The sequence below is a fragment of the Buchnera aphidicola (Macrosiphum gaurae) genome (assembly GCF_005080965.1).
Taxonomy (GTDB): domain Bacteria; phylum Pseudomonadota; class Gammaproteobacteria; order Enterobacterales; family Enterobacteriaceae; genus Buchnera; species Buchnera aphidicola_S.
In genome coordinates, this window is sequence record NZ_CP034867.1 from 437,247 (window position 1) to 451,380 (window position 14,134).

A 14,134-nucleotide genomic window follows, 5' to 3' on the forward strand; every position below is an offset into this window, starting at 1 on the left:
ATTTTTTATACTATGTAAATAGTAATTGATTTTTATTTCTAAAAATTATAAAGTTCCACCGATAGTTAATTTTTCTAATTTCATCGATGGTTGACCAATTCCAACTGGAATATTTTGACCATCCTTACCACAGATACCCATTCCTTGATCCATTTTTAAATCATCACCAACCATAGATATTTGTTGCATTACTTCTAAACCTGATCCTATTAGAGTTGTATTTTTAATTGGTGTCAAAATTTTTCCTTTCTTAATTAAATAAGCTTCGGAAGTGGAAAATACAAATTTTCCAGAAGTAATATCAACTTGACCTCCAGAAAAATTTAAAGCATATATTCCATAATCAACACTTTTAATTATATCATCTATTTTAGATGTTCCAGATAACATATAAGTATTAGTCATACGAGGCATAGGTAAATATGAATAAGATTCACGACGTGCATTTCCAGTGGATTTCATTCCCATTAAACGTGCATTCATTTTATCCTGCATATACTTTTTTAGTATTCCATTTTCAATTAAAACATTATATTGACCTGGAGTACCTTCATCATCGATACTTAATGATCCACGCTGATCTTTAATTGTTCCATCATCAATAATAGTACATAATTCTGATGCAACCCTTTTACCAATCATATTAGTGAATATTGAAGTACCTCTTCTATTAAAATCGCCTTCTAAACCATGACCTACGGCCTCATGTAACAGAACACCTGGCCATCCAGAGCCTAAAACTACTGGAAATGTACCTGAAGGAGCTTCTTTTGAAGATAAATTTAATAAAGCTATACGAACAGCTTCTTTAGACCAATAATCAATTCTAATTTCTTTTGAAAAATCATCTTTATCTAAAAAAAAGTTATAGTCGGTACGACTTCCTCCTCCACTGCGACCACGCTCTCTTTTTCCATGATCTTCAACTAAAACACTAATTGAAAATTGTACTGATGGTCTTATATCTGTTGCTAAATCCCCATCAGTGGAAGCAATTAAAATCTGCTCATACCCTCCTGTTAAGGTGGCGTTTACTTCTATAACACGAGAATCAAAACTGCGTGCTATATGATTTGCTCTATAAAGAAGATCAATTTTTTCTCTAGAAGAGAATATTGGCAAAGGATTCGCAGTACTATAAAAAGGTTGTATTTGTTTTCTTGATAAGGTTTTTGTTTTTCCTGAACCTTTTGTAAAAATAATACTACATGCTTTATTAGTACTAGTTCTCAAGGAATCTATTGATATTTGATCTGCGTAGGCAAATCCTGTACTTTCTCCTTTAATAGCTCTAACTCCAATACCTTGGTCAGAATGATAATTTCCTTCTTTTATAATGCCGTTTTCTAACGACCAAGATTCATGAATGTGAGATTGAAAATACAGATCCCCATAATCTAACTTGCGTTTACAAAGTTCTTCCAAAGAAATAAAAATATCTTGAGAATTTATTTGATTTGCAGATAACAAATTTTCAGTAACTAATTCAAATGTCATTTAAACTCACTTAATTTATGATAATATTATATATATCCATTATAAAAGATAAAATAACAAACAAAAATATTTTTTCTAAGAAATATTATACAATTTTTTAAAGAGATTAATATGAAAAATATTATAAATATATTATTAATAAATGGACCTAATTTAAATCTTTTAGGAACAAGAGAAACTAAAATTTATGGCAATATTACCTTATCTGATTTATTAAAGAACTTGGAAATAAAAGCAAAAAAACTTAATATATCTTTAAAACATATACAATCTAATGCAGAACATGTGTTAATTGATAAAATTCATTCTTCAAGAAAAAAGGTTGATTATATAATTATTAATCCAGCAGCTTTTACACATACCAGTATAGCTATTCGAGATGCATTAATTGCAGTTAATATTCCCTTTATTGAAGTTCATATTTCAAACATTTATGCTAGAGAAAATTTTCGTTCTCATTCGTGGTTGTCTGATATTTCTAAAGGTGTAATTTGCGGACTAGGTCTAGATGGTTACCATTGGGCGTTAGAAACAATACATAATAGAATGATCAGTTTAAAAGATAATAAAATTTATAAATAAAATATTCAGAATACTAAAAAACAAGATTGAATAAATGTTAATTATTTATAAAAAATACAATCAAGTTATTAAAACTATTCCACAAAAAAAATTTTAATAATCAAAAATGTACTTTTGCACTCTCTTAAGTTGTTGTTAAAATAGAAAGTGCAATTAGAAAGAGTCTAAAAAATCTTTAAAATCATTAATTCATATTGTATTTTTTTAATTTTTTACGTAATGTGCTACGATTAATTCCCATCATTAAAGCAGCACGTGTTTGATTTCCTCTAGTATACTGCATTATCATATCTAAAAGTGGCTGTTCTAATTCCGCCAATACTAATTCATATAAATTATCTACATTTTTACCATTTAAATTTAATAAATAATGTTTTAAAGATTTTTTTACTAATTCACGCAAAGGTATTTTTATATTTTCATCTTGATTATTTATAGTAGATAAAAACATAAATTCAATGTTATTTTTTTTTTCCAGCATAGTACCATTAACTCTTAATTTTTTTATTTTATATACATTGTTTTAAAAAAATTGTACTTAAAAAGTAAATTTTTTATATATGAAATAATACATTTTAAAATTATTGATGAAATAAATAATATGTTTTATTAAGAATAAATACAATAAAATAAAAAAGTTTATTTAATATTTGATATTTTCAGAATAAGTTCTTGCATATCGTAAGGCAGAGGTATTGTCCAAGACACCAAATTATTATTGGCAGGATGATGAAAAGAAAGATGACTGGCATGTAATGCTTGACGAGAAAATTGATAGATTTTATTGATCTTTTTATCTTTTATATAATTGAGTTGAATGTTAGAACCTCCATAATAAGGATCTCCAACTAATGGGTGTTTAATATGTAACATATGAACACGTATTTGATGAGTGCGTCCAGTTTCTAATTTTATTGCTATATGCGTATGAAATTTAAAACGATTAATTATTTTATAATGAGTAACTGATTTTTTTCCTAAATGATGTACCATCATACAAGTTCTTTTAGAATGATGACGCATGATAGGCTGATTAATAGTCCCACCTGAAATCATTTTGCCTTTAACAATAGCTTCATATTCTCGAGTAATTTTTCTTTTTTTTAATTCTGATAATAAATAGTTATAAGAAAATAAAGTTTTTGCAATAACCATTAATCCACTAGTATTTTTATCTAAACGATGAACTATTCCCGCACGAGGCAAGTCTTTAATATATTTATAATGATATAATAAAGCATTTAAAATTGTTCCTTTTTCATTTCCAGAACCTGGATGAACAACTAAACCAGCAGGTTTATTAATAACTAGTATATCATTATCTTCATAGATAATATTTAAAAAAATATTTTCTGGAACATTAAATAATATATCTTTAGAAAAAGGATAAATTGTAAGTATTTCTCCTCCTAAAATCTTTTTATTCGGTTGGTTTAGAATTTTTTTATTGACTAATACTCGGTTCATAAAAATTAAATTTTTCAAATAAGAACGAGAATATTCTTTAAATATTTTAGATAAAACTAGATCTAATCTCTTCCCCAATAATGACGAACATGATACCACAGCACTTAGCTCTTTTTTTTTCAATATAATTACCCTTATATTTTGATGAATATTATTTTAACTTTAAAAGCGAATTTTTAATATTTATAGAATATGATATTCTATATAATTACAAACATAAATATTTTTAATAAAAATTCTTATTAATTTAAATCAAATACATAATAATGAAAAAAAAGCAGAGTATTATAATTACTTTTATAATTTTATTTTTAAGCTTAACAGTTCATTCTCAATCTTTAAAAAACAATTATTTTATAGAAACATATATTCTCTATGAAAAATCTGAAAGAGAATTAAGAAAAGAACATTTTGATAATACTATATTTATATTAGAAAAAATAAAAAAAAATAATATTGCAAATTTTAATAATGATAAAATTCAAATGCATTTAATTTATGCTTATTATAAAAACTTAAATTTTGATATGGCTCAAAAAAATATAGAGGAATTTATATATTATTATCCAAACCATCCAAATTTAGATTACGTGATGTATATAAAATGTTTAATTAGTATGACTCTAGATAAAGATATATTTTTTAAAATCTTACCTATAGATCATTATAAAAATGATATTAATCATACAATACATTCATTCTTTCAATTGAAGAATTTTATTTATCAATATCCTAAAAGTCGATATCTTGTAAATGCTAAAAAAGATTTAATATATCTAAAAAATCGTTTATCTGAATATGATCTTAAAATCTTAAAGTTTTATTTTTTTCATAAAAAATATATAGCTGTTATAAATAGAGGAGAAGAAATAATTCAAAAATATTCAGAAACGCCAGCTGCACGAAAAGCTCTTATATATATGGAAAAATCTTATAAAGCATTAAAAATTTTTGATACAGCAAAAAAAATATCAAAAATAATTTTATTAAATAAAGTTCAAGAAACTTAAAATTAATATAAAAATATTTGTTTTATGCAAAATATTGTAAAATATTTCCTACTAATATTCTTTTATGATTATTTTAAAAATAAAATGATTTAATAAATTCCGTTTTTAGAATACCGCGTTCATATCATATTTATTTTTAATTAACAAGACAAATAATGAATAAAACAACAAATAAAATACGTCAAGATTTTTTAAAATTTTTTAAAGAAAAAGAACATGTAATTATTCCAAGTAGTTCTTTAATTCCTCATAATGACTCTACATTATTATTTACTAATGCAGGTATGAATCAATTTAAAGAAATCTTTTTAGGCGAAAAAAAAATCCACCACTCACGTGTAGCTACTGTTCAACGATGTTTAAGAACTGGAGGGAAACATAATGATTTAGAAAATGTCGGATACACTTCAAAACATCATACATTTTTTGAAATGCTTGGAAATTTTAGTTTTGGAGATTATTTTAAAAAAAAGGCAATCGAGTATGCTTGGGAATTATTAACATCACAAAAATGGTTCAACATACCAAAAAATAAATTATGGGTCTCAGTATATCAAGATGATCATGAAACATATAAAATCTGGCATAACATCATAAAAATACCTTCTGAACGCATTATAAAGATAGGTGATAAAAACAACATTCAATATAATTCTGAAAATTTTTGGCAAATGGGTGATAGTGGACCATGTGGTCCTTGTACTGAAATATTTTATGATTATGAAAATAAAATTATAAATAATCCACTAGAGTTTTTAGAAAACAAAAACGGTCGGTTTGTTGAAATTTGGAATATTGTTTTTATAGAATTTAATCGTATATCAAATACAAAAATTATTTCTTTAGAAAACAAATCTATAGATACAGGTATGGGATTGGAAAGAATATCTGCTGTTTTACAAAATGTTTATTCTAATTATCATATCGATATATTTCAAGAATTAATAGAAACTATATCTAAATTTAGTTCTTCAAATAATTTAAACAATGTTTCTTTACAAGTTATAGCAGATCACATTAGATCTTGCGTATATATTATTGCAGATAATATTACTCCGTCAAATGAACACAGAGGTTATGTTTTAAGAAGAATTATCAGACGAGCATTAAGACATGGACATAAAATCGGAATTAAACAAAATTTTTTTTACAAACTAGTATCTAGTGTAATTAAAATTATGGGCAAAACTGCTGATTTTTTAAAAGAAAAACAAAAAAAAATAGAAGAAATTTTAAAAATAGAAGAAAAACAATTTTCTTATACGCTTGATAAAGGTTTAAAAATATTAAATAACGAAATAAAAAAAATAAATAGCAATATACTTTCGGGTAAAACCGCATTTTATCTTTATGATACTTTTGGCTTTCCAATTGATTTAACAGCAGATGTTTGTCGTGAAAAAAATATAAAAATAGATTACACTGAATATGAATCATTTAAAGAAAAACAAAAAAAACAATCAAATGTTAATAAAAAATTTCATAAAAATTATAATGATAAGATTATTATAAATGATACGTGTATTTTTGAAGGTTACAAAAAAAATACAACAAAATCATTAGTAAAACATATTTTTGTAAAAAATAAATCTGTTAACAATATTAAAATAAATGAGAATGGAGTTATTTTCCTTGATAAAACAACATTTTATGGCGAATCAGGAGGACAAATAGGTGATATAGGTTATTTGTATTCTGAAAAATCATCTTTTGTAGTAGAAAACACAAAAAAATATGGAAACACAATAGGACATATTGGAAAATTAATTTCAGGAGAAATTGCAGTTGATGATTTTATTTACAGTAAAATTAACAAAGATTACAGACATTCTATTCAATTAAATCATTCCGCAACACATTTATTACATGCTGCGCTACGAAAAATTTTGGGAAATAACATTAGTCAAAAAGGTTCTTTAGTAACTAATAAATATTTAAGATTTGATTTTTCTTATTTTAGAACAATAGATAAATCTCAAATACAGAAAATTGAAAATGTAATTAATATAAATATTCGTAAAAATGTTAAACTTGAAACTCAGGAGCTAAGTTTAGAAGAAGCCAAAAAGAAAAATGCAATAGCTTTGTTTGATAATCAATATAGTTCTATCGTACGAGTTGTATTTATGAACAATTTTTCAATTGAACTTTGTGGTGGAACACATGTCAAAAGAACTGGTGATATTGGATTATTTAAAATTATTTCTCAATCAAGCATAGCATCAGGAATCAAACGAATTGAAGCTGTAACGGGACAAAAAGCTATAGATTATTTGCATAAAACAGATAATTATATAAAAGATATATCTTTGATATTAAATTGCAATATTTTCGATATTAAAGAAAAAACAAAAAAACTTACTATTGTAATAAAAAATTTAGAAGAAAAAATAATTCAAATAAAAAATAAAGAAAATACACAAAATATAAAAAAATTACTTAAAAAAAGTACAGATATAAAGGGTACAAAATTTTTATCAAATATTTTTTATAACTATGAACATAAATTATTAAGAGTCATAGTTGATAAGTTAAAACAAGAATTAAAGAATGTAATTACTATTTTAATAAATATTAAAGATAACCGCTTTACTGTTATTGTTGGAGTTACGAAAAATTTACTTAATCAAATAACGGCAATAAGAATTATAGATATGATTACAAATGAAACACATGGAAAAGGAGGGGGAAGAGATGAAATCGCTGAAGGAGGAGGTATTTATACAAAACAACTACCTATTATTTTAGATAATATAAAATCATGGATTAATAAAAAGCTACATAAACAATAAAATAAGAAGTATTTTCGTTTTACATGTGAAACATTAAATACTGAAGAAATTATCAGTTCAAAATTTATTGAGAATATACAATTAGAATATATTATCTAAATGTCTAATGGTCTACGTTTAACCCTGTATTATTCATAACGCCAGGAACTAAAGAGGCGGAACTCTTTTAATATTTCAAGGAACAAAGAATGCTTATTTTAACTCGTCGAATCGGCGAAACGTTAATAATTGGCGATGAGATAACTGTAACAGTACTAGGAGTTAAAGGTAACCAAGTTCGTATTGGTGTAAATGCCCCTAAAGAAGTTTCGGTACATCGTGAAGAAATATATCAACGTATTCAAGCTGAGAAAAAACAATAAAAAAATTATTAATCAATGCTGCATCTTACCAATATTAAGTAAGATGTAGTTTTTCACTTAATAAAAAATAAATATAATCTCTACTCTTTATATAAAAAAATATGTTTGACTTATATAAAAAAAAAAGTAAAATAATATCTATAAAATTAAAAAATTTTATGCACAGGTGAGATGGCCGAGAGGATGAAGGCGCTCCCCTGCTAAGGGAGTATGCAGAAAAATATCTGCATCGAGGGTTCGAATCCCTCTCTCACCGCCAATTATTAATTTTTATATTGCATCCGTAGCTCAGTTGGATAGAGTACTCGGCTACGAACCGAGCGGTCGGAGGTTCGAATCCTTCCGGATGCAAAAATACACAAAAAAATAATCTCTCAATTAAAAAATAATAAAAAAAGTATATTTAAATATTATATTTAAAATATTTTTAAGAGTCTTTCAATATTTTAGATTAGGAGAGAAAATTGATACAAGATATTTCGGAAAAAATTGCCTGGTTGAAAATTAATCCAAAAATGCTAGAAGGTATTTTTCGAGGCATTGAACGCGAAACCTTAAGAATTGAAAAAAATGGAAATTTTTCTAAAAATACACATCCACATTTAATTGGATCCTCTTTAACTCATAAATGGATTACTACTGATTTTGCAGAAAATTTATTAGAGTTTATTACTCCTACTAGTAATAATATAGATTATTTATTATCTTTCCTAACAGATCTACATCGTTTTACAGCATCAAAAATAAAGAATGAACGTATGTGGCCTTTTAGTATACCTTATTTTTGTAACAAAAAACCAAAAATTCAAATAGCACAATATGGAACATCTAATCTTGGAAAAATGAAAAATACTTATAGAAAAGGTTTAAAAAATCGCTATGGTGATGTTATAAATACTATTTCAGGAATACATTATAATTTTTCATTACCTTTGTTCTTTTGGAAAAATTGGAAAAAAGATAAAAATAAAAAAAATAATACTGATTACGTTTCATCAGGATATTTAAATTTAATTAGAAATTATTATCGATTTGGTTGGATTATTCCTTATTTATTTGGATCATCACCTGCAGTACCATCACATTTTTTAAAAAATGCAAAAAAAAAATATAAATTCAAGAAAAATAAAGAAAACATACTTTATTTACCATGGTCTACTTCATTAAGACTTAGCGATATTGGTTACACTAATACAAATATTTTAGATTTAAATATCATGTTTAATGATATCCATGAATATATCGAATCATTTAAAAAAGCTTTGGAAACACCATCAAAAAAATTTTTTAATATAGGATTAAAAGATTTAGATGGAAATTTTAAGCAATTAAACACCAATATTTTACAAATAGAAAATGAACTTTATACTCAAATAAGACCAAAAAGAAAGACAAAAATTGGTGAATCACTTTTAGAAGCTCTAAAAAATCAAGGAATTGAATACGTTGAAATACGCTCTTTAGATATTAATCCATTTTCTCCTATAGGCATAAGTAAAAAACAAATACTATTGTTAGATTTGTTTTTGATTTGGTGTGCTTTAATTGATTCACCTAAAATTGATAAAAATGATTTTATACTGGTTACCAAAAATTGGGAAAGAATAATTTATGAAGGGAGAAAACCTAATCAAAAAATTTACATCAATAATCAAAATGAAACAAAAACATTAATTGAAATTAGCAATATTATATTTAAAGATTTAAATGAAATTGCATTAATACTAGATAATAATTCAAATAATCTGTTGTATCAAACAGCATGTAAAGAAATCAAATCATTTTTTCAAAATCCAGATCTAACTTATTCAGCTAAATGCTTAAAATTTTTAATTAAAAAAGGAATGAAAAAAACAGGTTTGTTTTTAGCTAACAAATATCATAAAAAATTTATTAATGAAAATCATTTAAATTTAAATCAAAATATTCTAGAAAAAGAAGCAAAATATTCCCTTCAGAAACAGGAAAACATAGAAAAAGAAGATATATTATCGTTTGAAGAATATATAAAAATGAAATAATTCTCCCATGCTAGTAAACATGGGATACTCATAAAAATATTAATATATTCTTTCATATTAGATATGCTTTGCTACTTTATAAAAAACGTTTTTAAATATTTTATCTTTAAATAATAAGATTATCCCAATATTTTTATTGAGATAATTCATTTATTTTATCAATTTTTTCCCATGGAAATTCCTCTCTTCCAAAATGTCCATAAACTGCTGTTTTCAAATAAATAGGCTGAAGAAGATTTAGCATTTTAATTAATCCATATGGACGTAAATCAAAAACATTACGAATTAAAAAAATCAACGAACTATTACTTATTTTCCCAGTTTTAAAAGTATCTATCATGATGGAAATTGGTTCAGCTATCCCAATAGCATACGAAAGTTGAATCTCACAACGATCAGCTAAACCAGAAGCAACAATATTTTTAGCTACATATCTAGCTGCATATGCTGCAGATCGATCTACTTTTGAAGGATCTTTTCCGGAAAAAGCACCTCCCCCATGTCTAGCCATACCTCCATATGTATCAACAATAATTTTACGACCTGTTAAACCGCAATCTCCCATAGGACCTCCTATAACAAATCTACCCGTGGGGTTAATAAAAAATTTTGTATTCTTTGTCAACCATTTCTTGGGTAGTACTGGTTTAATAATTTCATCCATCACAGCTTCTTTTAAAATATTTTGAGTAATATTTTCATCATGTTGTGTCGAAAAAACTACAGTATCTATTCCTATTACATTTCCGTTGTTATATTTAAATGTCACTTGACTTTTAGCATCAGGTCTTAACCAAGGTAGAACATTTTTTTTTCTCAGTTCAGATTGTTTTTTCATTAAAAGATGAGCATAAGTAATAGGTGCTGGCATTAAAGATTCAGTTTCATTAGTAGCATAACCAAATATAATACCCTGATCTCCAGCTCCTTGTTTTAAAGGATCAGAACGATCTACACCTTGATTAATATCAGGTGATTGTTTTCCAATTGCACTTAAAACTGCACAAGAATTAGCATCAAATCCAAAATCAGAATTAATATAACCGATATTATTAATAGTATTTCGAGTAATTTCTTCGACATCAACCCAGGCAGTTGTTGTAATTTCTCCACCAATTAAAACCATACCTGTTTTAACAAAAGTTTCACAAGCAACGCGTGCTTTAAGATCTTGTTTAAGTATTTCATCAAGTAATGCATCAGAAATTTGATCAGCAATCTTATCTGGATGACCTTCTGAAACTGATTCAGATGTAAAAAGATATTCAGTCATATTCTATTTACCTTATTTTAAAATAATTTTATCTCTATAGTTTTAAAAAATTCAAGATTTTTCAACATATAACAATCAAATGTAAGATATCTTGAGATTTAAATTTTTTAAATTTATAATAAAATCTTACTTCATTATAATATTTTTTAAAATAAAAAGTTATAACTAGATATTTATTGTTAATATGTGAAATATATTATATTTTAAAAGAAGGAAAAATAACGATATGTTTTTAATTTTTAATAACAAAACATCATAAAAAATTTATTTTTTAAAAATAGAAAAAATAAAAATGATAAAAAAAATTTTGATTTTTATAATTAGTATGTTTTTTTTTTATCCTTGAATAAAAAAAATAATTTTAAAAAAAATACTATAAAAAATTTCTATCAAGCAAAAATTATATCAATAAAAATAAACAAAAATTCCCCAGGTTCTTTTTATTGTGGATGTAAAATTGTTTGGAAACAAAAAAAAGGTGTTCCTGATCTATATTCTTGTGGATATAAAATTCGAAAAAATATTAATCGTGCAACAAGAATTGAATGGGAACATGTCGTACCAGCATGGCAATTTGGACATCATAAAAAATGCTGGAAAAAAGGAGGTCGTAAAAAATGTATCGCAGATAGAACATACCAATATATTGAATCTGATCTTCATAATTTACAACCCGTGATTGGAGAACTTAATGCAGATCGTTCTAATTTTATATATGGTCAAGTAAGCTATAATACTTCAAAGTATGGGAGATGCAATATGAAAATAGATTTTCAAAGAAAAATAGCAGAGCCACCTGAAAGAGCTCGGGGCAGTATAGCTAGAACTTATTTTTATATGAGTAAAAAATATAATGTCATTTTGTCTAAAAAAGAAAAGAAAACATTTTCAATGTGGGATAAAATTTTTCCTGTTACAAAGTGGGAATGTGAAAGAGAAAAATTAATATTTAAAATACAAGGCAATCATAATAATTATGTTTATAAAAAATGTTATAAAAAAAGAAAAATATGAATAAAAATATACCACGTATATACGTTAAAGACCATTTAGAAACGAATAAAATTTACTTTTTATCAGAAGAAAATATACATTATATTAAAAAAGTTTTAAGAATGAAAATTCAAGATATATTAGAGTTATTCAATAATACTAACTATATTTTTTTTGCTAATATAATATATATTTCTAAGAAAACAATTCAAATCAAAATCTTTAAAAGTGAATTAAAAAACATCGAATCTTCACTCCATATTCATTTAGGACAAGTCATCTCTAAACATGAAAAAATGGATTTTACTATTCAAAAATCAATTGAAATGGGTGTTCATATGATTACACCATTATTTTTTGAAAACAGTTATTTTCAAAAAAAAAACATTAATATATTTCATAAAATGAAACGTTGGGAAAAAATAGCAATTTCTGCATGTCAACAATGTCATCGTAATATTATACCGAAAATCAAAACGCCTAAAAATATTTTTTCATGGTGTGAAGGAAATACAAATAATGATATAAAAATTATTTTTCATCCAAATACTAAATTAACAATCAATAATTTAAAAAAACCCATAAAATATATTCGAATAATTATTGGATCTGAAAAAGGGTTTTCAAATAATGAAATTCAAAAAATTATTAAATATGGATTTATTCCAATGAGATTAGGACCTAGAATTTTAAGAACAGAAACAGCTTCCCTCGCAATTATTACTGCATTGCAAACAAAATTTGGTGATTTAATAAAATAATATAATTTATTTTTATTTTTTATAGTTTTTTAAAAAAAACATTATTGAGCATTTAAAAATTTTTTTACTAAAATTGAATTAAAATTTCTATGAATTTTCAATAAAGTAAGAATAAAAAAATTTTTAAGTTATGAATCAATTTCATAATTAAAACATTTATAAATATAAAAAATAAAATTAGTTTCTAGAACAAGTTAATGTTTTTCTATCTCTTTAAGTCTTGATTTTTTATTAATAGTTTTTATTCCATTTCGTGTTCCAACTAAAATGACATCAGCACTTCTAGAAGCAAATATACCTACTGTAACTACTCCTGGTAATGAATTTATTTTTTTCTCCATAGATAAAGGATCTTTTATATATAAATTATATACATCTATAATTATGTTTCCATTATCTGTGACAAAATTTTTTCGATATTTTGGTATGCCTCCAATTTTTACCATTTCTTGCAGAATATAAGAAAGAGCCATCGGAATAATTTCAACAGGAAGTGGAAATTTTCCAAGGACATTTACTTTCTTTGTTTTATCAATAATACAAATAAATTTTTTTGCCATTGTAGCAATAATTTTTTCTCTCGTTAAAGCACCTCCCCCACCTTTAATCATCTGCATACAATTATTAATTTCATCAGCACTATCAACATAAATAGTAAGTGAACTAAAATTTTCTAAGTTAAATACTTTTATGCCTTGTTTTTTAAGTAATGAAGTAGAAGAACTAGAACTAGACACTGCGCCATATATTAAATTTTTTACTGTGCTTAGAGCTTCAATAAAATAAAAAATAGTTGTACCAGTTCCTACTCCAACAATAGTATTGGGATAAATATAATCTAATGCAGCCCATGCTGCTTTTTTTTTTAATTGATTTAAATTCATAATATAAAAAATTATTTTATTTTAAATAAAACTCTAAATTAGAAAAAGGGTAGATTTTTGATCTGATTTAATTGAAATTGAATATATAATTAATGGTTTTAAATAGTAATATTTTATTTTTCATGATTCTAATAAAACTATTTTATTAAGAAGTTAAAACAAAAGATATTTTTTAGATTGGCTGGGGTACCTGGATTCGAACCAGGGATGCCGGTATCAAAAACCGGTGCCTTAACCACTTGGCTATACCCCATTTTTTAATATTTTATGTTTATAAAAAAAATTTTTTATACTATACGGGAGGCGAGATTTGAACTCGCACACCTTGCGGCGCCAGAACCTAAATCTGGTGCGTCTACCAATTTCGCCACTCCCGCTCTTGGTAAATAATGGTAGCTACGACGGGAATCGAACCCATGACCCCAGCGTTATGAGTGCTGTGCTCTAACCGACTGAGCTACGTAGCCTAACAAAAATATTTTCTATAATAGA

12 protein-coding genes and 5 tRNA genes are annotated in these 14,134 nt (G+C 25.2%); 9 read left to right on the plus strand and 8 right to left on the minus strand.

The annotated features are described in order from the left end of the window. Positions 1–45: 45 nt before the first annotated feature. A complete protein-coding gene (tldD, locus tag D9V72_RS02020; RefSeq protein ID WP_158355054.1) occupies positions 46–1,497 on the minus strand; it encodes a metalloprotease TldD in 1,452 nt (483 codons plus the stop codon). 111 nt (positions 1,498–1,608) lie between these two features. Here tldD and aroQ point away from each other — a divergent pair, with 111 nt between their 5' ends. Beyond that, positions 1,609–2,079, plus strand: a complete 471-nt coding sequence (gene aroQ / locus D9V72_RS02025; protein ID WP_158355056.1) for a type II 3-dehydroquinate dehydratase — start codon at positions 1,609–1,611, stop codon at positions 2,077–2,079. Between the two features lie 184 nt (positions 2,080–2,263). On the opposite strand, the gene fis is transcribed toward aroQ, so the two are convergent. After that, a complete protein-coding gene (gene fis, locus D9V72_RS02030; protein WP_158355058.1) occupies positions 2,264–2,560 on the minus strand; it encodes a DNA-binding transcriptional regulator Fis in 297 nt (98 codons plus the stop codon). A gap of 158 nt (positions 2,561–2,718) precedes the next feature. Then, positions 2,719–3,672, minus strand: coding sequence for a 23S rRNA pseudouridine(1911/1915/1917) synthase RluD (rluD, locus tag D9V72_RS02035; RefSeq protein ID WP_187308307.1), 954 nt, complete (start codon positions 3,670–3,672; stop codon positions 2,719–2,721). A 140-nt stretch (positions 3,673–3,812) separates the two neighbouring features. Here rluD and D9V72_RS02040 point away from each other — a divergent pair, with 140 nt between their 5' ends. The 6 genes from D9V72_RS02040 to gshA all read left to right on the plus strand — a co-directional run bounded on the left by D9V72_RS02040 (position 3,813) and on the right by gshA (position 9,731). Continuing rightward, entirely contained in the window at positions 3,813–4,556 is a 744-nt protein-coding gene (locus tag D9V72_RS02040; RefSeq protein ID WP_158355062.1) for an outer membrane protein assembly factor BamD, read from the plus strand. Positions 4,557–4,711: 155 nt separating this feature from the next. After that, the gene (gene alaS, locus D9V72_RS02045; RefSeq protein ID WP_158355064.1) at positions 4,712–7,348 is read left to right on the plus strand and encodes an alanine--tRNA ligase; all 2,637 of its coding nucleotides are present in this window, start codon (positions 4,712–4,714) and stop codon (positions 7,346–7,348) included. Positions 7,349–7,536: 188 nt separating this feature from the next. After that, positions 7,537–7,710 (plus strand): carbon storage regulator CsrA, encoded by a 174-nt coding sequence (gene csrA / locus D9V72_RS02050; RefSeq protein ID WP_158355066.1) that lies wholly within the window; start codon positions 7,537–7,539, stop codon positions 7,708–7,710. Between the two features lie 165 nt (positions 7,711–7,875). After that, a tRNA-Ser gene (locus D9V72_RS02055) sits at positions 7,876–7,969 on the plus strand. An 18-nt stretch (positions 7,970–7,987) separates the two neighbouring features. Then, positions 7,988–8,061, plus strand: a tRNA-Arg gene (locus D9V72_RS02060). A 113-nt stretch (positions 8,062–8,174) separates the two neighbouring features. Next, positions 8,175–9,731 (plus strand): glutamate--cysteine ligase, encoded by a 1,557-nt coding sequence (gene gshA / locus D9V72_RS02065; RefSeq protein WP_158355068.1) that lies wholly within the window; start codon positions 8,175–8,177, stop codon positions 9,729–9,731. Between the two features lie 133 nt (positions 9,732–9,864). On the opposite strand, the gene metK is transcribed toward gshA, so the two are convergent. Then, positions 9,865–11,004, minus strand: coding sequence for a methionine adenosyltransferase (gene metK / locus D9V72_RS02070; RefSeq protein ID WP_158355070.1), 1,140 nt, complete (start codon positions 11,002–11,004; stop codon positions 9,865–9,867). A gap of 342 nt (positions 11,005–11,346) precedes the next feature. On the opposite strand from metK, the gene D9V72_RS02075 reads away from it, so the two are divergent. Both D9V72_RS02075 and D9V72_RS02080 read left to right on the plus strand, forming a co-directional pair. Continuing rightward, entirely contained in the window at positions 11,347–12,018 is a 672-nt protein-coding gene (locus D9V72_RS02075; RefSeq protein ID WP_158355072.1) for an endonuclease, read from the plus strand. Further along, complete coding sequence (locus D9V72_RS02080; RefSeq protein WP_158355074.1) at positions 12,015–12,758, plus strand: 16S rRNA (uracil(1498)-N(3))-methyltransferase; 744 nt, start codon at positions 12,015–12,017, stop codon at positions 12,756–12,758. The genes D9V72_RS02075 and D9V72_RS02080 overlap by 4 nt, the downstream gene beginning before the upstream one ends. A 194-nt stretch (positions 12,759–12,952) precedes the next feature. Here D9V72_RS02080 and rpiA read toward each other — a convergent pair whose 3' ends face one another. The 4 genes from rpiA to D9V72_RS02100 form a co-directional block, all read right to left on the minus strand. Next, positions 12,953–13,642 carry a ribose-5-phosphate isomerase RpiA gene (gene rpiA, locus D9V72_RS02085; protein ID WP_158355076.1) on the minus strand — a complete coding sequence of 230 codons (690 nt, stop codon included), beginning with the start codon at positions 13,640–13,642 and terminating at the stop codon, positions 12,953–12,955. A gap of 178 nt (positions 13,643–13,820) precedes the next feature. Continuing rightward, positions 13,821–13,895, minus strand: a tRNA-Gln gene (locus D9V72_RS02090). Positions 13,896–13,937: 42 nt separating this feature from the next. Beyond that, positions 13,938–14,019, minus strand: a tRNA-Leu gene (locus D9V72_RS02095). 13 nt (positions 14,020–14,032) lie between these two features. Beyond that, positions 14,033–14,109, minus strand: a tRNA-Met gene (locus D9V72_RS02100). Between the last annotated feature and the right edge of the window lie 25 nt (positions 14,110–14,134).